The 24,208-nt window shown below is 41.9% G+C and carries 23 protein-coding genes and 1 rRNA gene; 15 read left to right on the top strand and 9 right to left on the bottom strand.

Annotated elements, in window-relative coordinates:
- The 4 genes from MHM98_RS14715 to MHM98_RS14730 form a co-directional block, all read right to left on the bottom strand.
- A 16S ribosomal RNA gene (locus MHM98_RS14715) occupies nucleotides 1–62 on the bottom strand; the annotation flags it as partial.
- A 496-nt stretch (nucleotides 63–558) separates the two neighbouring features.
- Entirely contained in the window at nucleotides 559–1,053 is a 495-nt protein-coding gene (locus MHM98_RS14720) for a cytochrome c-type biogenesis protein (protein WP_239440126.1), read from the bottom strand.
- Nucleotides 1,053–1,586: a DsbE family thiol:disulfide interchange protein gene (locus tag MHM98_RS14725; RefSeq protein ID WP_239440127.1), complete on the bottom strand. Its 534-nt coding sequence runs from the start codon at nucleotides 1,584–1,586 to the stop codon at nucleotides 1,053–1,055. The genes MHM98_RS14720 and MHM98_RS14725 overlap by 1 nt, the downstream gene beginning before the upstream one ends.
- A 9-nt stretch (nucleotides 1,587–1,595) precedes the next feature.
- Nucleotides 1,596–3,566 (bottom strand): heme lyase CcmF/NrfE family subunit, encoded by a 1,971-nt coding sequence (locus MHM98_RS14730; protein ID WP_239440128.1) that lies wholly within the window; start codon nucleotides 3,564–3,566, stop codon nucleotides 1,596–1,598.
- Nucleotides 3,567–3,865: 299 nt separating this feature from the next.
- On the opposite strand from MHM98_RS14730, the gene ccmI reads away from it, so the two are divergent.
- The 10 genes from ccmI (at nucleotide 3,866) to MHM98_RS14780 (ending at nucleotide 11,870) form a co-directional block, all read left to right on the top strand.
- A complete protein-coding gene (gene ccmI / locus MHM98_RS14735; protein ID WP_239440129.1) occupies nucleotides 3,866–5,095 on the top strand; it encodes a c-type cytochrome biogenesis protein CcmI in 1,230 nt (409 codons plus the stop codon).
- Between the two features lie 2 nt (nucleotides 5,096–5,097).
- Nucleotides 5,098–5,724: a cytochrome c biogenesis heme-transporting ATPase CcmA gene (gene ccmA / locus MHM98_RS14740; RefSeq protein WP_239440130.1), complete on the top strand. Its 627-nt coding sequence runs from the start codon at nucleotides 5,098–5,100 to the stop codon at nucleotides 5,722–5,724.
- The gene (gene ccmB, locus MHM98_RS14745) at nucleotides 5,724–6,416 is read left to right on the top strand and encodes a heme exporter protein CcmB (RefSeq protein ID WP_239440131.1); all 693 of its coding nucleotides are present in this window, start codon (nucleotides 5,724–5,726) and stop codon (nucleotides 6,414–6,416) included. Before ccmA ends, ccmB begins: the two co-directional genes overlap by 1 nt.
- A gap of 29 nt (nucleotides 6,417–6,445) precedes the next feature.
- The gene (gene ccmC / locus MHM98_RS14750) at nucleotides 6,446–7,192 is read left to right on the top strand and encodes a heme ABC transporter permease CcmC (protein WP_239440132.1); all 747 of its coding nucleotides are present in this window, start codon (nucleotides 6,446–6,448) and stop codon (nucleotides 7,190–7,192) included.
- Nucleotides 7,192–7,410: a heme exporter protein CcmD gene (gene ccmD, locus MHM98_RS14755; RefSeq protein WP_239440133.1), complete on the top strand. Its 219-nt coding sequence runs from the start codon at nucleotides 7,192–7,194 to the stop codon at nucleotides 7,408–7,410. Before ccmC ends, ccmD begins: the two co-directional genes overlap by 1 nt.
- Complete coding sequence (gene ccmE / locus MHM98_RS14760; RefSeq protein WP_239440134.1) at nucleotides 7,394–7,867, top strand: cytochrome c maturation protein CcmE; 474 nt, start codon at nucleotides 7,394–7,396, stop codon at nucleotides 7,865–7,867. The genes ccmD and ccmE overlap by 17 nt, the downstream gene beginning before the upstream one ends.
- Before the next feature lie 162 nt (nucleotides 7,868–8,029).
- The gene (locus tag MHM98_RS14765; protein WP_239440135.1) at nucleotides 8,030–9,094 is read left to right on the top strand and encodes a TRAP transporter substrate-binding protein; all 1,065 of its coding nucleotides are present in this window, start codon (nucleotides 8,030–8,032) and stop codon (nucleotides 9,092–9,094) included.
- A 91-nt stretch (nucleotides 9,095–9,185) separates the two neighbouring features.
- The gene (locus MHM98_RS14770; RefSeq protein ID WP_239440136.1) at nucleotides 9,186–9,722 is read left to right on the top strand and encodes a TRAP transporter small permease subunit; all 537 of its coding nucleotides are present in this window, start codon (nucleotides 9,186–9,188) and stop codon (nucleotides 9,720–9,722) included.
- A complete protein-coding gene (locus MHM98_RS14775) occupies nucleotides 9,719–11,008 on the top strand; it encodes a TRAP transporter large permease subunit (RefSeq protein ID WP_239440137.1) in 1,290 nt (429 codons plus the stop codon). The genes MHM98_RS14770 and MHM98_RS14775 overlap by 4 nt, the downstream gene beginning before the upstream one ends.
- Nucleotides 11,009–11,204: 196 nt before the next feature.
- Entirely contained in the window at nucleotides 11,205–11,870 is a 666-nt protein-coding gene (locus MHM98_RS14780) for a response regulator transcription factor (protein ID WP_239440138.1), read from the top strand.
- 63 nt (nucleotides 11,871–11,933) lie between these two features.
- On the opposite strand, the gene trpS is transcribed toward MHM98_RS14780, so the two are convergent.
- From trpS to MHM98_RS14795, 3 genes are all read right to left on the bottom strand, one after another.
- Entirely contained in the window at nucleotides 11,934–12,935 is a 1,002-nt protein-coding gene (gene trpS / locus MHM98_RS14785; protein ID WP_239440139.1) for a tryptophan--tRNA ligase, read from the bottom strand.
- A gap of 26 nt (nucleotides 12,936–12,961) precedes the next feature.
- Nucleotides 12,962–13,627, bottom strand: coding sequence for a ribulose-phosphate 3-epimerase (rpe, locus tag MHM98_RS14790; protein WP_239440140.1), 666 nt, complete (start codon nucleotides 13,625–13,627; stop codon nucleotides 12,962–12,964).
- 128 nt (nucleotides 13,628–13,755) lie between these two features.
- Nucleotides 13,756–14,403, bottom strand: coding sequence for a TorF family putative porin (locus tag MHM98_RS14795; RefSeq protein ID WP_239440141.1), 648 nt, complete (start codon nucleotides 14,401–14,403; stop codon nucleotides 13,756–13,758).
- A 329-nt stretch (nucleotides 14,404–14,732) separates the two neighbouring features.
- On the opposite strand from MHM98_RS14795, the gene crp reads away from it, so the two are divergent.
- The 3 genes from crp to MHM98_RS14810 all read left to right on the top strand — a co-directional run bounded on the left by crp (nucleotide 14,733) and on the right by MHM98_RS14810 (nucleotide 20,073).
- Nucleotides 14,733–15,368: a cAMP-activated global transcriptional regulator CRP gene (gene crp / locus MHM98_RS14800; protein ID WP_239440142.1), complete on the top strand. Its 636-nt coding sequence runs from the start codon at nucleotides 14,733–14,735 to the stop codon at nucleotides 15,366–15,368.
- Nucleotides 15,369–15,619: 251 nt separating this feature from the next.
- Nucleotides 15,620–17,422, top strand: coding sequence for an acyl-CoA dehydrogenase C-terminal domain-containing protein (locus MHM98_RS14805; RefSeq protein ID WP_239440143.1), 1,803 nt, complete (start codon nucleotides 15,620–15,622; stop codon nucleotides 17,420–17,422).
- A gap of 326 nt (nucleotides 17,423–17,748) precedes the next feature.
- A complete protein-coding gene (locus MHM98_RS14810; RefSeq protein WP_239440144.1) occupies nucleotides 17,749–20,073 on the top strand; it encodes a methyl-accepting chemotaxis protein in 2,325 nt (774 codons plus the stop codon).
- A gap of 27 nt (nucleotides 20,074–20,100) precedes the next feature.
- Here MHM98_RS14810 and MHM98_RS14815 read toward each other — a convergent pair whose 3' ends face one another.
- Nucleotides 20,101–21,318, bottom strand: a complete 1,218-nt coding sequence (locus tag MHM98_RS14815; RefSeq protein ID WP_239440145.1) for a methyltransferase — start codon at nucleotides 21,316–21,318, stop codon at nucleotides 20,101–20,103.
- Nucleotides 21,293–21,958 (bottom strand): ribosome biogenesis GTP-binding protein YihA/YsxC, encoded by a 666-nt coding sequence (yihA, locus tag MHM98_RS14820; RefSeq protein WP_239440146.1) that lies wholly within the window; start codon nucleotides 21,956–21,958, stop codon nucleotides 21,293–21,295. Before yihA ends, MHM98_RS14815 begins: the two co-directional genes overlap by 26 nt.
- Before the next feature lie 152 nt (nucleotides 21,959–22,110).
- On the opposite strand from yihA, the gene MHM98_RS14825 reads away from it, so the two are divergent.
- Together MHM98_RS14825 and MHM98_RS14830 are read left to right on the top strand one after the other, a co-directional pair.
- Nucleotides 22,111–22,716 carry a c-type cytochrome gene (locus MHM98_RS14825; protein ID WP_239440147.1) on the top strand — a complete coding sequence of 202 codons (606 nt, stop codon included), beginning with the start codon at nucleotides 22,111–22,113 and terminating at the stop codon, nucleotides 22,714–22,716.
- A gap of 177 nt (nucleotides 22,717–22,893) precedes the next feature.
- Nucleotides 22,894–23,712, top strand: a complete 819-nt coding sequence (locus tag MHM98_RS14830; protein WP_239440148.1) for a hypothetical protein — start codon at nucleotides 22,894–22,896, stop codon at nucleotides 23,710–23,712.
- Nucleotides 23,713–24,208: the final 496 nt, after the last annotated feature.

Raw genomic sequence — 24,208 nt, forward strand, 5'->3', positions numbered from 1 at the left:
ACTTGCATGTGTTAGGCCTGCCGCCAGCGTTCAATCTGAGCCATGATCAAACTCTTCAATTAAAATTTGATTTAGGTTCTCAATGAATTCTGTCTATTTGCATAGGCATTGTCATTAAGTTCCAAAGCAATAAATGCTTAAGTGATTCTTAACTTCAAATGCCCACACAGTTTATTTGAATACTAATTTTTAAAGAACGTTTTAACTCAACCTCGTTTGAGGGAGTTACGCTTCAAAGCACTGTGCTTCGTTGCGTTAGGGCTGCGCATTCTACGCAATCCTTATTTGAAGTCAACAACTAATTTTAAATAATTTTTAAAGTTTATTTAAAACGTTGCTTTCTTCGCTAACCCGCGTTGTTACTTCGTTTTAGAAGCTGTCCCGCCGTGTCAGTGGATGCGCATTATAGAGATCCAATTTAACTTGGCAAGAGCTTTTTTGATCTTTTATTTCAATTGGCGATCAAAACTACGATCCGGTCACATTATTCTGGCAAATACGGCTATTTTATCGACGCCATGTATAAAAAAGGACAGCGAATGCTGTCCTAGATATGTATTATTTTAAAAGCTTATCTAATTCTGCTTGTTCTTTTTCAGTCAAACTTGTATTTGTAGCAGTTTCCGTCTCTTCTTTTTGTTGATTGCCATTTCTACGTTTCTGGCGAATGACAATATAACTAACAATTAAGAGCCCGAAGATACCAAAACCTATGGGCCCGTACCAGAGGAAGTAAGTTACGCGATCAAGCCTTGGCTTATAGAGTACAAAACTGCCATAACGCATGACCATATATTCCATGATTTGTTCATCACTGCGCCCTTCTTCTAGCAGACGACGTACTTCGCGGCGCAGATCTTGAGAAATAAGCGAATTGGAATCTGATAAGTTTTGGTTCTGACATTTTGGGCAACGCAGTATTTTATTAAGTTCGTGAAAACGAACTTCATATTCTGGCTTACTAAAAGTATAGGTTTCTACAGAGTTTGCATTGGCGACTGAGCTAAAGCCAGCTACAAACAAAAAAACTAAACTAAGTAATATTGCTTTCATTATTCACCAGCCTTTATTGACTCAATTAAAGGCTTAATCTTAGTGTTCCACGCTGTTGGATCTAAAATCCCTGCAAAGCGTAAACGAATAATGCCTTTATCATCAACAACAAATGTTTCAGGTGCACCGTACACGCCTAAATCCAAAGCTAGTCGCCCGTCAGAATCATAAACGGTAAACTGGTACGGATCTTCGTAGTCTTCTAGCCATTGCTGTGCAGCATTCAATTCATCTTTAAAGTTAATGCCGTAAATAGGTAGCCCACTCTTTGCAATATCAAGTAGATAGGGGTGCTCGATTTTACAGCCCGCACACCAAGTACCCCAGACATTAAGTAAATAAACTTGTCCTTTTAAATCTGCATTGGTAACAACGCGATTTTGATCTTTCACTGTCAGAAGTTTAAAAGATGGAACTGGTTTACCTTCCAACGCTGATGGCATTTCTTGTGGGTTCAAATACAGCCCTCTATATAAGAAAAATCCCATCGCTAAAAATAGAACTAGCGGTAAAAAGAGTAATACGCGTTTCATAGTGATTCCCTATGCAAATACTTGTGCAGACTTTGAAGTTTCTTTTGCCGTAGCTTTGCGGCGATACCGCTTGTCGAACATACATAAGAAGCCACCTGCCATAATGACAAAACCAGCCAACCACAATAAGTTAATGAATGGTTTTACATAAATTCGTACAGCCCAAGCATCATTATCTAACGGATCGCCAAGTGCAACAAATAGATCGCGTGTAATGGTGCTATCAATTCCAGCTTCCGTCATGCCCATAGTTTGTACACGGTAAACACGTCGCTCTGGCTGTAAGCTAGCGACCTGCTCACCATCTTGGTACGCAATAATAGTTGCGCGTTGTGAGCTATAATTTGGCCCTTCAACTGGATCAACGGCTTGTAGTGAAAATTCATAGCCACTTAATGCAACGCGGTCGCCTTTGTCCATTCGCACATCGAGTTGAGTTTCATAATGACTGACTAATGTGATACCAACAATACCAATCGCAATACCAAGGTGAGCAATAACCATTCCCCAGTAACTTTGGGTTGGGCGGGTAATATCAAGCTTACCGTTGCGATCTTTAATACTAGTGTGAGTATTTTTCAATGTCCCTAAAGTCAGCCAACATGCTAATCCCATACCGATGGCAACCCAACCAATAAACTCACCGCCGTAAATAAATGGAAACGCTAAGCCAAAGACAACACTAATAACAGCAATTAGACCAAGCTCATTGATTAAGGTGCCTGCTTTATTCTTTTTCCAACGAATGATGGGCGCTGCCGCCATAATAACTACCATCACCGCCATTATAGGGTTGAAGACGGTATTAAAGAACGGAGGCCCCACTGAAATTTTGCCGTAACCAAGTGCATCCACTAATAATGGATAAAGCGTACCTAGCAATACTGTTGCCGTTGCAACCACTAGTGCGATGTTTCCGAGCAATATTAATGTTTCTTTCGACAATAATTCAAAATTCGAAGGTTCACGTAACGAGCTCGCTTTAAAAGCAAATAAGGTGAGAGAGCCAATGACGGCGATAGCTAATAGTAGAAGGATAAACATCCCGCGTGACGGATCGGCGGCAAATGAGTGAACTGAATTAAGCACGCCAGATCGTACTAGGAAAGTTCCCAACAAACTTAACGAGAATGCCGAAATAGCCAGTAACACTGTCCAGTTTCTGAACTGACCACGTTGTTCAGTAACAGATAATGAGTGAATAAGTGCAGTCCCTACGAGCCACGGCATAAATGACGCGTTTTCAACCGGATCCCAGAACCACCAGCCGCCCCAGCCTAGTTCGTAATATGCCCACCAACTACCAAGTACAATACCAATAGTTAAAAATGCCCAAGCAGCAAGCGTCCAAGGTCTAGTCCAACGCGCCCATGCCGCATCCATTTTGCCACTGAGTAACGCCGCAACAGCAAAAGCAAAAGCCACTGAGAAACCAACATAGCCTAAATAGAGCATCGGCGGATGAAGAATCAAACCGATATCTTGTAGTAAGGGATTTAAATCTCGGCCCTGTGTGGGAATATCCCACAAGATACGTTCAAAGGGGTTTGAAGTAATTAGAGTAAATAAGAAGAAGCCCGCTGCAATCATCCCTAGAATAGAGAGTACTCTTGCAACAAATGCCTCTTCGAGCTGGCGACTCGTATAAGCCAGCGCCAGTGCCCAAACACATAAGGTTAATACCCAAAACAATAACGAGCCTTCATGGCCACCGAACACTGCGGCAATTTTATATTGTATTGGTAATTCAGTATTTGATTGATGCGCGATGTAATAAACAGAGAAATCGTCGACGATAAAGCTGTAGGTTAATAGTCCGTAGCTCAATGCCGCAAAAAAGAACATACCGAAGGTGAGTGGTCTAGCATAACGAATTAGACTCAAATTGTTTTGCGCAACCCCAACCAGTGGCACAACGCTTAAGGCAACGGCGAACATCAGTCCGACAATAAAGGAGAAATTTCCTAACTCAGGGATCATTTCACTTCCTCAGTATTAAAGTAATGCTATCTCAAGACAGCGTAATGCATCGGCCGCCTATAATACCTGATTCGATATTAGATTAACTAATAAAGATCAAATATTCGCAGTTTTTCACATGACAAAGTCTATAGGCGAAGCACGATTGACAGGAAAATTTGACGAAAGTTTCACTTATTGGAAAATTTATTTTTTGTAACTTGATCCTGCATAAATTTTAGTGTGATAGCTATACCACAAGGGCTAATTTAACGTACAATCAGCACCAATTTTTTCCGATATTGGCAGTGAGTCACTTCATGACAACAGAACTTTGGACAGCAATTGGCATTATTGTGCTGTTAGCACTTCTTATTTTATGGTGGCCTTATGCTCGCAATAGTAATATTCAAGCGAAATCCGATAACTCACGCCAAGACGCCAACAAGGAAAGTTACTTAAGCTCATTAGAAAAAATAGATACTCAACTCGACGAAGGCCGTATCGACCAAAGCGAATACGACGAATTAAAAGCCGAACTTGGCCGTAAACTAATTCAAGAGTCCGCACAAACAACAGAGCTACAAGTAAAATCACACTCGATAATGTTACCGCTCATTCTCAGCGGTTTAATGATTTCCGGCTCTGTATATATGTATTTAAAGATTGGCTCATCACAACAAATTGAGCAGGCAATGGCTCAAAATGAACAATCAAAATCACAGCAGCAAAAATTCCTTCAAGCGCTCAAAGTGTTAGAAGACAAAGTTGCCGAGAATCCGAACAACAGTGAGATGTTGTTTAACCTCGCTCACTTCTATATTTCAGCACAGCAGTTTGACAAGGCAGTTGCTGCTTTTAACAAACTTATTGAAATGGTTGGCGAACACGCAGAGTTTATCGGTCCACAAGCTCAAGCGTTGTATTACAAAAACGATCAGAAAATGAATGACGAAATTCAAACACTGATCGACCGAGCATTGGCGTTAGATCCTAATGACGTGTCAACACTAGTTCTGCAAGGTATGGATAATTTTGTTAACGGCAACTACGGCCCTGCCATCGTCATTTGGCAGCGCGTGATAAATAACGGTCGCCCAGGCACTGATGTTGAAGCGCTAACCAATGCCATTAACAATGCCAAGCAACGACTAGAAATGACAGGCCAACCGATGCCTGAAATTGAAGAAGTAGCAGTATCTAACAGCGGCGTTGACGTTGAAGTCTCTATTAGCGACGCATTGGCTGGTAAATTCACCCCAGAACAAACAATCTTCATATATGCAATTGCTAGCGAAGGCCCGCGCATGCCATTAGCCGCCGTAAAACTCAGCGCTGGTGATTTACCACTTTCAATTCGTCTTGATGATACTCGTGCAATGACACCTGCTGGTAAAATTAGCCAGCACAAACAAGTACGTTTATTTGCCGTTATTTCTCAAACCGGCAGCCCAGGGATTAAGCCTGGCGATCTCCACGGCATGATCGAACGTGCCGATGTAGATAACGACACCCCATATTCACTAGTCATTGATAAAGTAGCGGAATAACCATGAGCTGTTTACTGCGCGCCCATCAATTAACCTGTATTCGAGAAGATCGCATATTGTTCGACGAACTATCGTTTGACGTAAACAGCGGCGATCTCATTCAGATTGAAGGGCCAAACGGCGCGGGAAAAACCAGCTTACTTAGATTGCTCGCTGGCTTGTCTTTACCTTACGAAGGTGAGGTGCAATATCAAGAACAAGCAATTACCAAATGTCGTGAAGAATATTATCAAGATCTCACATTCATCGGCCATTTGGCTGGCGTTAAAGGCGAGTTAACCGCAGTCGAAAATCTCTCGTTTAGCCTCAATTTGCAACAAGATGAAACGCAGGCGATGGACCAAGCAATTGAACAAGTTAATCTTTCAGGTTTTGAAGATAGCTATGCGTCCCATTTATCGGCAGGCCAAAACAGACGTATTGCTTTAGCGCGTCTATGGCAAAGTACCAGCAAAATTTGGATCCTCGATGAACCTTTTACAGCCATCGACAAAGCAGGTGTCGCTAAGCTTGAACGACTGTTCCTAACTCATATCGACAACGGCGGCGCCATTATCTTTACCAGCCATCAAGAGTTACAAATTGCCAATACCTCAGCAAAACGCATCAACTTAGAGGAGCTTGCCTAATGTCAGCACCTAAACCTCTGAGCTATAGCCAACTCTTTTGGCAAGTTATGCACCGCGACTTAAAAGTTGCTGTGCATAACAAAGGCGATTTTCTCAATCCGCTTATTTTTTTGGTTATTGTTATCACGCTATTTCCATTAGGCGTTGGCCCTGAAACCAACTTACTTACCCGTATAGCGCCGGGTATTATTTGGGTGGCAGCACTATTATCAGCATTATTGTCGTTAGAGCGTCTCTTTAAAAACGACTATAGCGATGGCACCTTAGAGCAAATGCTGCTTAGTCCACAGCCATTATTTATTATGGTGCTGGCTAAAATCAGCGCTCATTGGCTACTAACAGGCCTACCAATCATACTAATTGCACCATTGTTAGCCTTAATGCTACACATGGAAACACTCGCTTATCCCGCGCTTATGATAACATTGGCGCTAGGCACACCAGTACTCAGCCTAATTGGCGCTATTGGTGTCGCACTAACCGTCGGCCTTAAAAAAGGCGGCGTGTTGTTGAGTTTATTAATTTTACCGCTGTACATTCCGGTGTTGATCTTTGCAACAGCTGCCATAGAAGCAGCAGCACTCAGCATGCCTTACAGCGGACATATAGCAATTATATCCGCGCTTCTTGTGCTGGCCTTAACTCTTAGCCCCTTTGCTGTGAGTGCCGCACTGCGTGTGAGTACCAATTAATTTAAAATTTTTAGGTGAGTAAATAGATTATGTGGAAGTGGTTACATCCATACGCCAAACCAGAGCGCAGCTATCAGCTGGCAACTACCCTGTTGCCGTGGTTTGCTATCTCGAGTATTACGCTATTAGTTATCGGTGTCACTTGGGGCCTAGCCTTTGCCCCAGCTGAGCTATATCAAAAAGAGTATTACCGCATCATTTATATTCACGTGCCGTCCGCTACACTTTCTTTAAGTGTTTATATGGCCATGGCCACTTCCGTTCTAATTTCAATGGTTTGGCAACTTAAACTGGCCGATGCTGCCGCCGCGGCGATGGCTCCTATTGGTGCAACGTTAACCGCAATTGCGCTTATCACAGGTGCAATTTGGGGCGCACCTTCTTGGGGCACGTCTTGGGTTTGGGACGCACGCCTAACCTCATATTTAATTTTACTCTTCCTATATCTCGGTGTCATTGCACTGCACAACGCCTTTGACGATAGAGCACTAGCCAGTCGCGCCGCTGGCATCCTAACCTTAGTAGGCGTGGTGAATATTCCAATCATTAAATACTCTGTTGAGTGGTGGAACACCCTTCATCAAACAGCAACAATTTCAAAGCTTGATGCACCTTCGATGAGCACAGAAATGTTATGGCCACTGCTAACTAACATCCTTGGTTTTGCCTTAATGATTGGCGCGTTAACTTTAGTTCGTTTTAGAAATGAAGTGCTAGCAAGCAACTCAATGCGTCCTTGGGTCAGAGAAATGGCCGCTAAAGAAGGAGAGAAATAATGCACTTTGACAGTTTCAGCGACTTTATCGCCATGGGCGGCCACGGTTTTTACGTGTGGTGGTCATATGGTATTGCCTTCGCACTGCTACTAACTCTGACTATTGTCAGCGTACGTCGCCGTAAATCACTATTAAAGCAAATCGCCAAGCGCGCCGAGCATGAGCAAAAATTAAAACAAATGAGAAAGGATAAAAAAGCTAATGAATCCAAGACGTAAAAAGCGCCTCACCATCATTTCCATTATCTTCGTCGGTTTCGCCGCTGTTGTCGGATTAGTGCTTTATTCTTTAAGCCAAAACATTAACTTGTTTTACACGCCTCATGAAATCGTGGGCGGTAAAGATGATACTGGTCAAAAGCCAGTTGTCGGCCAACGCCTACGTATAGGCGGTATGGTGAAAGAAGGTTCAGTTGTCAAAAACAGCGAAAACCTCAAAGTATCTTTTGTCGTTTTTGACGCAACACACGAAGTTACGGTTCAATATGAAGGTTTACTACCAGACCTATTCCGAGAAGGCCAAGGCATTGTCGCTAATGGCGTACTTGCAGAAGGCAACGTTGTAGTGGCGACTGAAGTTTTAGCCAAACACGATGAGAATTACGTAGCGCCCGAAATTGCTGACGCTATGAAGAAGCAGCACGAGAAAGCTGAAAAAGCCAAAGCTGGTTACTAGTCTTTCCCCCAATTCGTCAGCGATGGCCAAGGTCATCGCTGAATATTATTCCTTTTCTACTCCCCTTATATTTTTATTATTTCCTCTACGCCCAACGTTTAATTGCCTTTTGAATCAGTTTTGTATAGGTTCATGTTAAACAAATGTAACGGAGCGACAAAAATGATAAAAAGTAAGTTACTTATTTCTACTGTTCTAATTGGCTTAATGGCCAGTGGCAGTGCCTTTGCAGCTAAGAAAGTTCACCGCTGGAAGCTCGCCGAAACTTGGCCGACCAATTTCCCGATCTTTGGCGATGCCAGTAAAAACATGGCCAAGATGGTTAAAGAAATGTCCGATGGCCGTCTGATTATTCAAATTCACTCGCGCAATAAACACAAAGCTCCGTTAGGCGTACTAGACATGGTAAAAGCCGGCCAATATCAAATGGGTCATACCGCGTCTTACTATTACAAAGGCAAAGACATTAACACTATGTTCTTTACTACAATGCCATTTGGCATGGTGGCCTCAGAACAGTATGCATGGTTCTATCACGGTGGTGGTATGGAGTTAATGGAGAAGGTTTACGATAAACATCGCATCTTGGCCTTCCCAGGCGGTAACACAGGTAATCAAATGGGCGGCTGGTTTAGAAAAGAAATCAACAGCCTAGATGATCTCAAAGGGCTAAAAATGCGCATTCCCGGCTTTGCTGGTGAAGTACTAGCGCAGTTAGGCGCCAAGCCAACTAATATCCCAGCAGGTGAGCTATACACCGCACTTGAGCGCAATACGATTGACGCACTCGAATGGGTTGGTCCGTCGCTTGATTTACGCATGGGTTTCCACAAAATTGCCCCATACTACTACACGGGTTGGCATGAGCCAGGTGCTGAGTTGCAATTTATGGTTAACAAGCGTGCTTACGAGAAGCTACCAAAAGATTTACAAGCTATCCTAAAAACAGCGATGCGCTTAGCGGCTTATGATATGTACACCTTGTCTACCCACGAGTCTGGTAAAAACCTAGCAAGCATTAGCAAAGACTATCCAAACGTGAAGATTAAAACCTTCCCTAGCGATGTAATGGACGCGCTGCGTCAAGCTAATCAAAAACTGCTAAAAGACTTTGCAGCTAAAGATCCACTCACTAAAGAAATCATCGACTCTCAACGCAACTACGTTGAGCAAGTTCGTCCTTGGACTAACATTTCTGATCAAGCGTACCTCAATAGCGCTAAATAATCCGAACAAGCCTTATCGTGAGATAGGGCTTTTTTATTTCCCAAATTCTTGTTAGTTTTTGTGCTTGATATTCAGCCGTAGTTACGTCATTATGTTTATATTTTTAAGAGACTTACTTGCGAAAATCATCGACTTTGTTGGTGTGCTAGTCGCCTGTTCTGTCATCGTTTTATTAGCAACCATTTTTTACAACGTCGTTAGTCGTTATTTGTTTGACGATGTCGACATAGGCCTGCAAGAGCTTGAATGGCACCTTTTCGCTTGCATGTTTTTATTTGGTATCGGCTATAGCCTCAAAGAAAATGCCCATGTCCGAGTCGATATTATTTATGAAAAGCTTGGCGTAAAAACTCAGGCCATTATCAATCTAGTCGGCACTATTGCACTATTAATTCCCATTAGCTTACTCATCATCTATTACGGCTACGATTTTGCCAACGAGGCATATCAGTCTGGCGAACGCAGCGGCGATCCCGGTGGTTTAACCCATCGCTGGATTATCAAAGGCGCCATACCCGCCTCATTTTGTTTTACTGTGCTGTGCGGAATCTATGTCGTTATCGAGCAGCTAGTCGTATTGACCAATGGCAGTGAGCCAAACAAATCATCTCAAGGAGAGGCTTTATGATAGGTATAGTGCTATTTATAACGGCGTTATGTCTGCTGTTCTTAGGTTATCCAATTGCCTTTACCTTTGCTGGTATTTCGCTGCTATTTGGTTGGTTTGCAATGGGGCCCGATCTATTCGCATTTATGCCGTATCGCATAATGAGCATCATGGAAAACACCATTTTAATGGCAGTACCGATGTTTATCTTTATGGGTGTCGTTTTGCAAAAATCCCAACTTGCAGAGCGATTGCTTGAATCCATGGCCACCTTGTTTGGCGAACTGCGCGGTGGTTTGGCTATTTCAACGGTTATTGTTGGCGCATTTCTAGCTGCCTCAACAGGTGTTGTTGGCGCTTCAGTTGTTGCTATGGGGGTTATTTCACTGCCGGTAATGATGAAATACAACTACGACAAACGCCTCGCCACTGGCGTTATCTGCGCCTCAGGAACGCTCGGACAAATTATCCCGCCATCAATTATCTTGATCATTCTCGGTGACGTTATGGGACTACCTGTTGGTGACTTGTTCCAGGCCGCTCTTTGGCCAGGTATTGCACTTATTCTCGGTTACGTTTTGTATGTCACCTACGTCGCATGGCGTCATCCTGAACGCGCGCCAGCGATCTCAGTACCACAAGAAGAAAAACGCAAAGCATTAATCCAAGCGGTGATTTATATCATTCCTCCGCTACTACTCATCGTGGCCGTGCTGGGCTCTATTTTCTCGGGTATTGCAACTCCGACAGAATCGTCGGCTTTAGGTGGTGTTGGAGCTATTGTGTTAGCGTTATTTAGCGGAAAATTTAATATCAAAATGATCCTCGATAGCGCTAAAGAAACATCAAAAGTGAGCGCCATGGTATTTGCTGTGCTCATTGGTGCCACGGCATTTTCAATGGTATTTACCTATACCGGCGGTGATTACTTAGTTGAAGACTTTATGCTACAGCTACCAGGAGAGAAGTGGACCTTTATCGCGCTTGCAATGATTGCCATCCTTATTTTAGGGTTCTTTATCGATTTCGTGGAAATCGCATTCATCATTGTGCCTATTTTAGTACCAATTGCTGAATCTTTAGGGATAAACATGATTTGGTTTGCTATACTCATAGCAATGAATTTGCAGTCGTCATTTTTGACACCGCCCTTTGGGTTTAGTTTGTTCTATCTCAAAGGAGTTGCTCCTAAGGGCGTCGCTACCACGGACATATATAAAGGCGTAATTCCCTTTATCATGATCCAAATTGCGGTGCTTGCAATGCTCATTGTGTTTCCAAGTGTCTTTGGCTTGTCGATGCAGTAAAGGTCGTCAACGTTGTTATAGTCGGAGTGAGTAGCCAATTAGAGGGATGGGAGCGGCTACTTGAGATTCTACTAAAGAATTTTCAATTAAATTTTACTTTTCCCAATTCCCTGCTAAGTTATATTTGTATAATAATTTTGTATTAGTAACCCTTTCCTACAATTGCACTATAGGAAAATAGAATTTACGAAAGGTAATGATGAAAAATACTCCGATATATATAGTTTCAACGGTTTCTGATAGTGCATTATCAAAATTGACTTTGATATTGCAAACATTAGATCTAAAAATCGTTTCCACCCAAATTGAGCAGGTTAATCAACTTCCTGATGGAATAGTGTTATTAGACTCGCGTAATTTGGAAATCGATCAACACGGTATTCCCAAGCAAATTAACGATATTAGTCGCAAGCACCAACTGGCTTTAATCAATGTGACTAAAGACTCTGTTAATGAATATATCTGTGTACAAATGGGTATTAAAGCGGCCTTCTATACAGACATTGAAACAGACCAATTGCTTAAAGGCCTGCGCTGTTTAATGAATGGCGAATGGTGGTTCTCTCGTAAAGTGCTTAGCCAAACACTAGCAAGCTTGTTTGAAAATATGCCAACGAGCATGCAGGCTCCAACTCAGCCTTCTCAACCATTAGCAGAAAGCTTAACCAAGCGTGAGAAAACTATTATTAAGTTAGTGTGTCAGGGCGCGAAGAACCAAGAGGTTGCCGACTCACTGAACATCAGCCCTCACACGGTTAAAACGCATTTGTATTCTATTTTTAGAAAAACCGAGTGTCGCAACCGCGTTGAATTACTCAACTGGGCTAAACAGCACACACTTGCTTACCAACTTATGGTTTAGCAAGCATCAAAAACAAAAAAAGCAGCTAAATAGCTGCTTTTTTTATGTTTTAATCTCGATTAATTAAACCGAAATTAGACCCAATGCATCTTTTGCTTTATCTAAAGTTTGAGATGCTTTTTCAGAAGCACGCTCAGCAGCATCCTTCATGATATTCAGCAATTCACCTTCATCTTTACGCAATTCGAAATAACGTTGTTGCAGCGGTTCAATCACTGACAATACAGCTTCCGCAGTGTCTTTCTTCAAATGGCCATACATTTTGTCTTCGTACTCTGGAACGATCTCGTCAATTGAACGCCCCGTCATACAAGACATCAAAGTGAGTAGATTAGAAACACCTGGTTTTTCTTCATTGTCGAAGTAAATACGCGCTTGCTCATCAGAGTCTGTTACTGCGCGCTTTAGTTTTTTCTCAATCTTCTTTGGCTCGTCCAATAACATAATAAAGTTATTAGCATTATCGTCAGACTTTGACATCTTCTTCAATGGATCTTGCAGGCTCATTACACGAGCGCCCACCTTAGCGATGTAAGGATCAGGAAGTTTAAACACTTCGCCGTATAGATTGTTAAAACGCGTGGCAATGTCGCGAGTTAATTCAAGATGTTGCTTTTGATCTTCACCAACAGGCACTTTATCTGCTTGGTAAAGTAAAATATCAGCCGCCTGCAAAACAGGGTAGCCAAACAAACCAACGTTTACGTTTTGAGAATGACGCGAAGACTTGTCCTTAAACTGAGTCATACGGTTAAGTTCGCCCATTTGCGCATAACAATTTAAGATCCAACCAAGCTGTGCATGCTCAGGTACTTGAGATTGGGTGAAGATAGTGCTCTTTTTCGGATCTAAACCACAAGCAATGTACATGGCTAAACACTCTAAAACGCGCTCGCGCATCACTTCTGGATCTTGGCGCACGGTAATAGTATGTAAATCAGCTAACATAAAGAAACAATCATTGTTTTCTTGCATTGGCAGCCACTGATTAATAGCACCGATGTAATTACCAATTGTTAAACCGCCAGACGGTTGAATACCACTTAATACCACAGGTTTTGACATGATTATTTCTCTTTGTTTAATTTTATCTATTTAGCTAATTCTTGACGCATTTGATCGATGACTGCTTTGTAATCTGGCTGATTAAAGATAGCCGAGCCTGCTACAAACATATCGGCGCCAGCTTCGGCAATTTCCGCAATGTTGTCGACTTTAACGCCACCATCTACTTCAAGGCGAATGTCATAACCGCTGTCATCGATTAATTTTCTAACTTGGCGAAGTTTATCTAAGGTCGACGGAATAAATTTCTGACCGCCAAAGCCCGGATTAACCGACATTAATAAAATAACATCGAGCTTATCCATAATATATTCAAGACAAGCTAACGGCGTAGCTGGATTTAACACGACTCCCGCCTGACAACCGCTATCTTTAATAAGTTGCAAGGTTCTATCAACATGCTGTGATGCTTCAGGGTGGAAGGTAATGATAGAAGCGCCAGCCTCGGCAAATTGCGGCACTAATGAATCGACGGGTGACACCATCAAATGAACATCAATGGGTGCGGTAATGCCGTAATTACGTAGTGCTTTACATACAGCCGGGCCAAAAGTTAATGCAGGTACGTAATGATTGTCCATCACATCAAAGTGCACAACATCGGCGCCACTCGCAATTACACGCTCAACATCTTCGCCTAAACGGGCGAAATCCGCTGACAAAATTGAAGGAGCAATTAGAAAGTCTTTCATTACGCAATCTCATATCAAGAATCGAAAGCGCAATAATACAGGACGGAACTCTATGGGTGAAGTGATAAATACTCCCCCGTGCAATCTAACACAGGGAAGATAAATCGAGTTAATGTCGCGAGGGAAGTCTAAAGATCGAAGTCTAACGAGTAGCTCAAGACAACTTTCATATCATCGCCATCTTTATCTGTATCAGTGATGCCGAAGCTAAAGCCATTCTTACTTAAACTAATGCCATAATCACTGTAATCGCCACCCGCGTCAAAACTAGATGAGCCGTAATGGAAGCCCAATTCTAAGCCATCACTAACTTCAAATGCCATATCAACGAAGATGTAATCATCATCGCCAAAATCACCGCCAGCATCTGAATCAGCCAATACGTTGTAGCCGACAGTTAAAAACTCCCAGCTAACACTGGCATAAACTTCTGAAAAATCTAAATCCTCACCTGCTGGATAGCCATAATTTAGATAGCCAACATCAAATGTCAGTTCGCCTACTTCAAAACCATAACCCAAATAAAGATCTAATTCGGAATTTGCTGTACCGTATTTCACATTTGACGCCCATGCGCCAACATAAAATCCAGATTCAGCATTAAAATCAATACCACCTGATACAGCTGCTTGATCATCGGTTTGCGTTACACCACGCCAAATATAATTATTAGTCACGGACGCGTTAGCCGACAACCCATCGACAGCTTGAGCTGAGGTGGTAAATAGACCAGTAGCAAGAGTTATTGCGCTTAACATTAATGCAGTTTTCTTCATGGTAATTCCTTGTTAAAAAGTGATGTTTGCTATGAAGCACTAACTAGACCAAATTTATTATTGATTGATTTTCTTGAAGATTAAAAGGGTTAGATAAAATTTTTATAATTCTTTTGCACTATTTTTGAGCGTAAAACAACCATTTTGGTGCACCAAGTCACTGTTTTGAAAAAAGTAAATTAATTTATAACTAAAAGCGTTTTAAAATTTTTAATTACGAATTTTTTTTGATAGTTGTATCGAATGGCGTTAAAGTCATTGTTATCGATAGATAAATCAATGCTTATCGACTACTATTTCAATATCGCTTAAAAATGCAAAGAGGGCTTATGTCAATTATTCAAAAACCGCAGCAAGATCCTGTTATCGACTGGTTTTTATCACAGTGTCATTTACATAAATACCCAAAGAAAAGTACCATTATTCACCGTGGTGACGTAGCAGATACGCTTTACTACATTATCGACGGCTCCGTTGCTGTGCTAATTAAAGACGAACAAGGTAAGGAGATGATTTTATCTTACCTGTCTAAAGGCGACTTTGTTGGTGAACTGGCGTTATTTGAAGACGAGCCAGAACGCACGGCGTGGGTTAAAACTCGCGAATCTTGTACTATCGCTGAGATCTCATTTACTCGTTTTAAGCAATTAGTACAAACCAACCCTGAGATTTTGATGAAGCTGTCTAAGCAGATGGCTGATCGCTTGCAAAGCACTAGCGAAAAGGTTGGCGATTTAGCTTTCTTAGACGTTACAGGTCGCATCGCACAAACTTTACTTAATTTATGTAAACAACCAGATGCGATGACTCATCCAGACGGCATGCAAATTAAAATTACGCGCCAAGAGATCGGCCAAATCGTTAGCTGTTCTCGTGAAACAGTTGGCCGAGTGCTTAAATTACTGGAAGAGCAAGAGCTTATTTCCGCCCATGGTAAAACCATCGTGGTATTCGGCACACGCTAACAGCAGCCTGCCTAATCAATATAAAAAACGCGAGTTAATTAACTCGCGTTTTTTTATGCCTGCCGAAAATAAGTCATTAAGTCTATTTGACCTTACACAAGTTCGCTCAAAAAAATAGCAACAATTTGAGTAGATACTCTATACGAAAACAAAATTGACTGATAATATCGATCCCAACAAATGTTTCAAACGTATGTTTACATAGCAAGTGAAACATTATCAAAAATAATAACAATCAATTTGAGGTGAGTATGCCTGACTTTAAAGCGCCATTAAAAGATATCGAATTTGTAATGAACGAAGTGTTAGACTTTCCACAACACTACGCCAGCCTGCCAAATGGAGAAGAAGCATCAGCCGATCTCGTCAACGCGATTCTTGGCGAAGCCGCTAAATTCTCGGAAGAAGTTTTGGCACCACTCAATCAAATAGGTGACCAACAAGGTTGTACTCGTAATGAAGACGGCAGTGTCACGACACCGCAAGGCTTTAAAGAAGCTTATCAGCAATATGTTGAGGGTGGTTGGCCATCACTGGCTCACGATCCAGAATTTGGTGGCCAAGGATTACCAGAATCATTAAGCACTATTATCAGTGAACTAGTGGGTACAGCAAACTGGTCGTGGGGCATGTACCCAGGCCTTAGCCACGGCTGTATGAATACCCTAACCAGTCACGGTACCGACGAACAAAAATCGGCCTACCTTCCAAAACTTATCAGTGGCGAATGGACAGGTACTATGTGTCTTACTGAACCACATGCCGGTACAGATTTAGGTCTCCTACGCACCAAAGCCGAGCCAAATGAAGATGGTAGTTACAAAATCTCAGGTACTAAAATTTTCATCTCTTCTGGCGAGCACGACATGTCAGAAAACATCATTCATATCGTGCTAGCTCGTTTACCTGGTGCGCCTTCAGGCACCAAAGGTATTTCATTATTTATTGTTCCTAAATTTAACTTAGATGCTAACGGCAACGTTGGTGAACAAAACGCCGTGAGTTGTGGTTCACTCGAACACAAAATGGGTATTCACGGTAACGCAACCTGTGTCATGAACTTTGATGGCGCAACAGGTTACTTAATTGGCCCAGAAAATCGCGGCTTAAACTGTATGTTTACCTTTATGAATAGCGCGCGCATTGGTACCGCCATTCAAGGTTTAGCAGCCGCCGAAGGCTCATTCCAAGGAGCAGTTGCTTATGCCAAAGATCGTTTACAGATGCGTTCTTTAAGCGGTGCAAAAAATCCTGAGGGCGCTGCAGACCCTATCATTGTGCACCCTGATGTGCGCCGTATGTTACTTACCCAAAAAGCGTTTGCCGAAGGCAACCGTGCTATGGCCTATTTCGGTGCACAGCAAAATGACCTAGCACACAGTGCAGCATCACCAGAAGAGCGTAAACAGGCCAGTGATTTACTATCATTCCTAACACCGATCATGAAAGCCTTCATGACAGAAACGGGTTATGAAGCGGCTAATCATGGCGTACAAGTTTTTGGTGGTCATGGCTTTATTCAAGAATGGGGCATGGAGCAAATCGTTCGCGACACACGTATCTCAATGCTTTATGAAGGCACCACTGGCGTTCAAGCTCTCGACTTACTAGGCCGTAAAGTACTAATGAGCCAAGGCGAACTACTCAAAAACTTCACTAAAATCATCCACAAATTTGTGCAAGCAGAAGCCAATACTGCTGACATGGAACAATTTATTAAACCACTTGCAGATCTCAACAAGCAATGGGGTGAAATTACCATGGAAATCGGCATGAAAGCGATGCAAAACCAAGATGAAGTTGGTGCAGCATCGGTCGATTACCTAATGTACTCAGGGTATGTTTCACTAGCGTATTTCTGGGCTAAATCGGCTAAAGTGGCACTGGCTAAATTAGCTGAAGGCGAAGGTGACCAGGCATTCTACCAAGCTAAGGTTGATACTGCTAAATTCTACTTTGCTCGTATTCTTCCTCGTACACTAAGTCACGTAGAAATGATAAAAGCAGGTAACGATACCTTAGCAGCAATCGATAGCGAGCACTTTGTGTTTTAAAAATTTTTGACACCATAGTCAAAGCCTCTACATTGTAGGGGCTTTATTTTTCTATTCTTTAGTATTAACTCGCCCAACTTCACTCTCGCCACGTCACATTAGTTTTCATCGTCAACTAATTGAAAATAAATACAATTTGTAAACGCTAAGATTTTAGTTGATCTTCGGTAAAGCTAGTTCTTTTTCATGACATTTGAGTTGTAATCTAATAATTTATTAGATAGGTTTATTTATAAGCCGATCACATTTTTACCAAAAATTTATAAAAATATCTGTGTAGGCATGGAAAAAATACTGTTGTAATGAATTTTATGAAGGACTGAGTTATGAATTTGAAGACCAAAATATTAATTGGTGCAGGATTGCTAGTGGCATTACCAATTATTATTTCATCTGTCGTACTTGGCTACACAGCATCATCTAGTGCGTATCAAGCACTGGAAGACTCAAGTAAGTCTCGCTTGACCGCGGTGCGGGATATTACTAAAGGACGCATTGAAGATTACCTCAATACCCTCAACAAGCAGGTCAAAACCTTTTCCAACGATCGCATGATTGTCGATGCGATGCGCCAGTTTAGTAGTGCCTATAACAACTACAGCCAGCAAAGCCCTCAAGCTATTGAGCTAGCACGCGAAGAATTAAAGACTTATTACCGAACTCAATTCAATCCAGAATACGAAAAACAAAATCACGGTACATCAGCCAATATCGACCAATGGCTAGCAAATCTTTCTGATACCGCCGTATTATTACAACATAAACTCATTCAACAAAATTCTAACGGCCTAGGCGAAAAACACCTTCAAGATTCCCTTTATGACAACACTGATTACGACACCGTCCACAGCCTCTATCACCCATCGATTAAAGATTACCTAGAACAATTTGAATACTACGATATCTTTTTAGTCGACAGTAACACTGGTGATATTGTTTACTCAGTATTTAAAGAGCTCGACTATGCCACTTCGTTAACTCAAGGCTCATTTTCAAATTCAGGCTTAGCAAAAGTATTTAGCAAAACCAATGCACTTGCTGATAATCAAGTTTCGGTGTTTGAAGATTTCGCTGCCTACGGCCCTTCTTATGAATCGCCAGCAGCATTCATTGCCTCACCAATCTTCGACGGCTCCGAAAAAATTGGTGTGCTAGTTTTCCAAATGCCAATTGGCAAACTCAACGAAATCATGACGCATAACAGTGATTGGGCCAATGCCGGCTTAGGCAACTCAGGCGAAACTTATCTCGTTGGCCCAGATAAAACCCTGCGCTCACAAAGCCGCTTCTTGATTGAGGATAAAGCTGGTTACCTCAATGCAATTAAAGCAGCAGGTATGGCACAAAATGTAATTAGTGCAATTGAAGATAAAGGCACAGCAATTAGCTTACAGCCAGTCAATAGTAATACAGCAAACGATGCTCTGCGCGGCCAAAGTGGCATTGAGATCATCAATGATTACCGCAATGTTCCGGTTTTGTCTGCTTATGCTCCGATTTCATTCAATGGCCAAACTTGGGCAATTCTCGCAGAACTTGATGAAGCGGAAGCATTTGAAGATGCCATTGCCATGAGCAGTTCAATTAAAATTTATGCGGTAATAATTGGCGCCGTTTTAATTGTGGGCGGTGTTGTTGCAGGTTGGTATTTTGCTGCTTCAATTAGTGCTCCTATTGTTCGTTTAAGTGATAGCATCAATACTATTGAAGATAGCTCTGATCTTACTTATCGCTTAAAGTCTTTATCTACCGACGAAATTGGCTCTGCGTCCACCGCCTTAAATTCAATGTTAACCAAATTTCACGACGGCATAACTAAAGTCTCCGACAACGCCAATTTAATTGCGACCGCTGCCGAAGAAACGTCAGTGATCACGGAACAAAATAGTAATCTACTCGACGAACAACAAAACCAAACAGCGCAAGTTGCTACTGCGATGGAACAAATGACCATCACTGTTGAATCAGTGGCGCAAAACCTTAATGAAACTGTCGACGCCGTTAAAACAGTTGATGAACAGAGTAGCCAAGGTCATGCAACAATGCGTAATACCATCAACTCAGTAAACCTACTTGCTAGTCAAATCGAACAAGCTTCACAAGTTATTCGCGATTTTGAGAACCACAGTAGCGAAATTGTTGCCGTGCTCGATGTCATTAAAGGCGTAGCCGAACAAACTAACCTACTCGCCCTCAACGCCGCTATAGAGGCAGCCCGTGCCGGTGAGCAAGGCCGCGGCTTTGCGGTTGTAGCAGATGAAGTCCGTGCGCTTGCAGGGCGTACCCAAACATCGACCAGTGAAATCGGCGCTGTAATTGATAAACTAAAACTCAGTGCCGAGCAAGCGGTTGGTGCAATGGAACAAAGCCAAACGTTAACCCGCGATGTGGTAGAACAATCTTCCACCGCAGAGCGAGCTTTTTCAGAGGTATCTAATTCAGTTGCATCGATTGCAGAAATGAATACGCAAATTGCCAGTGCCGTAGAAGAGCAGCGTGCAACCTCTGTTGATATCAATCGTAATATCAACTCGATTTCGAGTATCAGTATGGAAAGTGCCAAAGGCTCTAGTCAAACAGCTGAAGCATCAGTAGAACTAGCCAACTTAGCCCTAACTCTTAGAAATCTAGTCTCAGAATTTAAAGTCTAGTTATAGACCTGAGAATACATAGCCCGCTTAACTTGCGGGCTTTTTTATGCCTTGAATCATCGCATTGCGCGGCGTAATTGAAGACTCACAAAAATTAAACAAAGCGACTTCATAGCCCTGCTCTTCTAGATAAAGCACTCTATCTAGCAACAACCACCGCTCAAGCAATTGTCTAAATGCATGAGTGACCACTTCAATCTTTCGATTAACGATAAAACGTGCGAATCCTTGAGCTTCAAGCCGATTAAAATCAACATCTTGCGGCAACAACAGATTCTTTTGCGCCGCAGCCCACTGACAAAAGGCTTCGAATGAACCTGTCAGGATCGACTGTTTTATTGATGGCAAAGGTAAATATTCATCTACATTTCTAATTTGACGCTGTAAAACATCAAACGCCAAACGCCAACAGACTTCGGTATAACGATGGCGCTGCTCTCTCGTCGCCGACACAACAGATTGTTGCATCGATAAGCTAAGATCTAACTTGCTCAATTTTAAGCTACTTTCAGCTGCTACAGATGACAACGCTTGATAATGAGGTGCTTTAATCAAGTGATAACAACACGGCGCGATAGAAACACGCTCTAACGCTTTTTCACTACCAACCTTTAACAACTGCGTGTGTAAATCACCACAAGCATGTAATGCAATGGCGTGTTGGCAAGACTTAACATGTTGTTTCACTTGGTTGTCAAATACATCCGCTTCAACCACCTGCTGAGAAACATCGTGTTTTTTAGCGAGTACATTGCCTTGCTCACACAATGATTTTTGCCACTCCAAACTCAACACATCACGTTGCTGTGTTTTCGCGACTAGACGCCCCAAATGCCCTTTCCCCGCACACCACTCTAATATCGGCGAGTTTTCTGGCTTAATAAAGGATGAAAAATGTTGAATTTGAGACCACTTACGACCTTTGATTCCCGCATTAAAATGAGGTGCTACATCAGCTGACGTACTGGGTTTCACTGGTAAATCAGTAATGATATCTAACGACTCACCAATCAACGGAGAAAGAAACTGTCGTAGTGCGTGATCATCGCTATCAAGCTTATCAATATCATCGAGAGATAACATATCAAGGGCTTGAATTAATTCGCGATTATCGCTCCAGGGAAGATTTACAAAAGAAAACGGCAATATCTGCCAATATTGCCGTGTTTGAGTTAATAGCGAATCAATTGCCTTGAATTGCTCTCGCCAATCTCCTCGATTATTCTTCAACGAATTGTTCGTCATCTGACTCACTGTCATCGACTAGCTCTTCGTCTGGTTGTAACCACTTGTTCATCACACTAATTGCTTCGCCTTTACCCAAGCCTTTAAGCGACGAAAACGCCTGAATAGTGATATCGCCACCGTAAGCCTCACAGTCTTTTCTAGCTTTTAAAACCGCGGCTTTACGAGCGCCAGATTTTAACTTGTCACACTTAGTCAACAAGCCCAATACTGGTAAATCACTCTCTACCGCCCAGCGGATCATATTTACATCAAGATCTTTTAGTGGATGACGGATATCCATCATTACTACTAAACCGCGGAGACATTGACGTGATTGTAAGTATTCACTGAGGGACTTTTGCCACTTTAATTTCATGTCCAATGGTACTTTGGCAAAGCCATATCCCGGAAGATCCACCAAACGACGTTGCGGATCTAGACTAAAGATATTGATCAATTGAGTACGGCCAGGAGTTTTACTGGTACGGGCTAAATTTTTCTGACGGGTAATAGTGTTTAGAGCACTCGACTTTCCAGCATTGGAGCGGCCTGCGAAGGCAATCTCATACCCCAAATCTGCAGGCATATGCATATGGGATATATTGGGCGCACTCGTCAAAAATGAGGCCGCTTCAAAGTTTATTTTTAGATCTAACACAATTTTTGCTCCAAAACTTAAGTCAAACAGCGCTTGGCTGATTACTTTTTAATTTTTTCATGTACAATTATGAAAATTAAAACAAGTTTAGCATGCCAAGGTCGCATGTGAGTAATAGCAATCTTAATAATTCCGTAAAAAGTTGAGACGTCATGAAAAATGTAGCAATCGCATTAACACTCTTAGTTGGACTAGTTGGCGGCGCAAATGCCAAAGGTGATGCTGAAGCTGGTAAAGCAAAATCAACAACCTGTATGGCTTGTCATGGTGCCGTTGGTAACAAGACACTTCTAAACACCTACCCTAAATTAGCTGGTCAGCACGCTGACTACATCGTAAAACAGCTAAAAGAGTTCAAATCTGGCGTTCGTAAAGATCCAACAATGGCAGGTATGGTTGCTACACTAACTGAACAAGACATGATGGACCTAGCGGCATTCTACGAGTCTCAAACTGCAACTTACGGCACTACGCCAGAAAACGTTGTAGAAGTAGCACGTAAACTATACCTAGGCGGTGACATGGAGCGTAACATCGCATCATGTATCTCTTGTCATGGTCCACGTGGTAACGGTAGTGGTTTAGCGAAATTCCCTAAAATCTCTAGCCAAAACGCAGAATACATCGCAGCACAACTTAAGAAATTCCGCTCTGGCGAACGTGCAAACGATCCTTCAGGCATGATGGTAGATACAGCTAAGAAATTAACTGATGCTGAAATCGATGCACTATCTAAATACTTAGGTGGTTTACACTAATCTCTGATTAGTTATCACCAACACAAAGGCAAGCCAAATGGCTTGCCTTTTTTATTGCTGATTTTCTACTTGAAGGTATTAATTCTTAAGAAGAATTAGCAGAAGATACTTATCTCAAGTCGATCAACATATAAATATCGCGTAGGATAGCCCCAAACAATTTAAGAACTTAATAAGATGAAATTAATAGGGAAATTAATAGGGAAATTCATGCTATTCGCATGCTGTTTAGTAACTGCGCATGCATACGCTAAAGACGCTAGTGAGCTCATCTCACAATCAGGATTATGGGAAGGCGTTGATAATAAAAATAAATATTTTAAGCTACTCAAGCGCAATGAAGACGGGAAACAATTTTTGTATTCAATCCGGATGATCAGCGGTTTACGAGAAATTCAAAAAATACCTTTTAATGACAAAGATGTGCAATGTAGCAGCTCAGAGTGCACAATCGACCTCCCGTACGACAAGCGAGACAGAGCATTTAGGCGATTAATACTAACACCTCATGGAGTTTCGGGATTTCATGTTATTGAAATAGCGCTTGATAAAAATAAGAAGGTTATTACAAGTACTACCTATCAACTTCAACCACAAAAGCGTCAGTCTTCGGCTCTCCAGTTTCTTGAAGAATTTCATTCCAGATTCGAAGAATTTAAAAAATACGATAATTCAGATGAAGGGTTATGGATAGGTACAGCTTTAGTCAATAATAAATATCGCTTACTTATCTTAGAGCTATACAGAGACAAAAACTCTAGACTATTAGAATACTTTAACGGTAGCAATGATGTTCTTGTAATAGAGTTTAAACCCGAAAACTCTGAATTCTTTAACAATAACATTGAAGTAATAATTCAAGATGGTGGAGAGTTAAAGACACTTAACTTGTACAATGTTAATAACTTCAAGCTTGAAGGATATATGCTCTCAACAATAGATGCTGAACTACTCCGTAACGTGAAAATAGAATTATTCAAATTAAGACTAGAATAAACTGCATTCCATATTCTTTAGAACAATCATTTTTGATTTTTGAGAGCGGCAGATTCGCGCGCGTGAAGAGCATTACCGCTCCTAGCCATCCATGGCTTCGCGGCATTGCCGACAAGGATGTCGGTACTTAGGGTTTGCAGGAGCTTAAACCCTGCCCGTTCATCCTCGGCTCGGGCTCTAGCTTTTCTCGAAGCATAAAAAAGGCCACCGAAGTGACCTTTTTAATCGATATATTCAGCTAAGCCAAATATTAGTCGATGATATACGTACTGCAACACCAGCACCTAGACGTCTCACATAACTAAATCTAGGACCTTCGTCCATTGTTGACTCTTGAGAGCGGCAGATTAGCTATTTTCTCAAGGCATAAAAAAGACCGCTAAAAAGCGGCCTTTATAAACATATATTCGGCTAAGCCAAATATTAGTCGATGATGCGTGCTACAACACCAGTACTTACCGTATCGCTGACATCTGCAGATAACTGAATCTAGGAC

Source organism: Psychrobium sp. MM17-31, from assembly GCF_022347785.1.
Classification (GTDB): domain Bacteria; phylum Pseudomonadota; class Gammaproteobacteria; order Enterobacterales; family Psychrobiaceae; genus Psychrobium.

Bases quoted from the DNA above. Each gene is read 5' to 3' on its own strand.
- crp (WP_239440142.1), top strand. From the start codon at position 14,733: ATGTCAATTATTCAAAAACCGCAGCAAGATCCTGTTATCGACTGGTTT.
- ccmC (WP_239440132.1), top strand. From the start codon at position 6,446: ATGTGGAAGTGGTTACATCCATACGCCAAACCAGAGCGCAGCTATCAG.
- MHM98_RS14720 (WP_239440126.1), bottom strand. From the start codon at position 1,053: ATGAAAGCAATATTACTTAGTTTAGTTTTTTTGTTTGTAGCTGGCTTT.
- MHM98_RS14725 (WP_239440127.1), bottom strand. From the start codon at position 1,586: ATGAAACGCGTATTACTCTTTTTACCGCTAGTTCTATTTTTAGCGATG.
- MHM98_RS14780 (WP_239440138.1), top strand. From the start codon at position 11,205: ATGATGAAAAATACTCCGATATATATAGTTTCAACGGTTTCTGATAGT.
- MHM98_RS14770 (WP_239440136.1), top strand. From the start codon at position 9,186: ATGTTTATATTTTTAAGAGACTTACTTGCGAAAATCATCGACTTTGTT.
- MHM98_RS14730 (WP_239440128.1), bottom strand. From the start codon at position 3,566: ATGATCCCTGAGTTAGGAAATTTCTCCTTTATTGTCGGACTGATGTTC.
- MHM98_RS14825 (WP_239440147.1), top strand. From the start codon at position 22,111: ATGAAAAATGTAGCAATCGCATTAACACTCTTAGTTGGACTAGTTGGC.
- ccmB (WP_239440131.1), top strand. From the start codon at position 5,724: ATGTCAGCACCTAAACCTCTGAGCTATAGCCAACTCTTTTGGCAAGTT.
- MHM98_RS14805 (WP_239440143.1), top strand. From the start codon at position 15,620: ATGCCTGACTTTAAAGCGCCATTAAAAGATATCGAATTTGTAATGAAC.
- ccmA (WP_239440130.1), top strand. From the start codon at position 5,098: ATGAGCTGTTTACTGCGCGCCCATCAATTAACCTGTATTCGAGAAGAT.
- rpe (WP_239440140.1), bottom strand. From the start codon at position 13,627: ATGAAAGACTTTCTAATTGCTCCTTCAATTTTGTCAGCGGATTTCGCC.
- ccmE (WP_239440134.1), top strand. From the start codon at position 7,394: ATGAATCCAAGACGTAAAAAGCGCCTCACCATCATTTCCATTATCTTC.
- ccmD (WP_239440133.1), top strand. From the start codon at position 7,192: ATGCACTTTGACAGTTTCAGCGACTTTATCGCCATGGGCGGCCACGGT.
- MHM98_RS14775 (WP_239440137.1), top strand. From the start codon at position 9,719: ATGATAGGTATAGTGCTATTTATAACGGCGTTATGTCTGCTGTTCTTA.
- MHM98_RS14765 (WP_239440135.1), top strand. From the start codon at position 8,030: ATGATAAAAAGTAAGTTACTTATTTCTACTGTTCTAATTGGCTTAATG.
- MHM98_RS14810 (WP_239440144.1), top strand. From the start codon at position 17,749: ATGAATTTGAAGACCAAAATATTAATTGGTGCAGGATTGCTAGTGGCA.
- ccmI (WP_239440129.1), top strand. From the start codon at position 3,866: ATGACAACAGAACTTTGGACAGCAATTGGCATTATTGTGCTGTTAGCA.
- trpS (WP_239440139.1), bottom strand. From the start codon at position 12,935: ATGTCAAAACCTGTGGTATTAAGTGGTATTCAACCGTCTGGCGGTTTA.
- MHM98_RS14815 (WP_239440145.1), bottom strand. From the start codon at position 21,318: ATGACGAACAATTCGTTGAAGAATAATCGAGGAGATTGGCGAGAGCAA.
- MHM98_RS14795 (WP_239440141.1), bottom strand. From the start codon at position 14,403: ATGAAGAAAACTGCATTAATGTTAAGCGCAATAACTCTTGCTACTGGT.
- MHM98_RS14830 (WP_239440148.1), top strand. From the start codon at position 22,894: ATGAAATTAATAGGGAAATTAATAGGGAAATTCATGCTATTCGCATGC.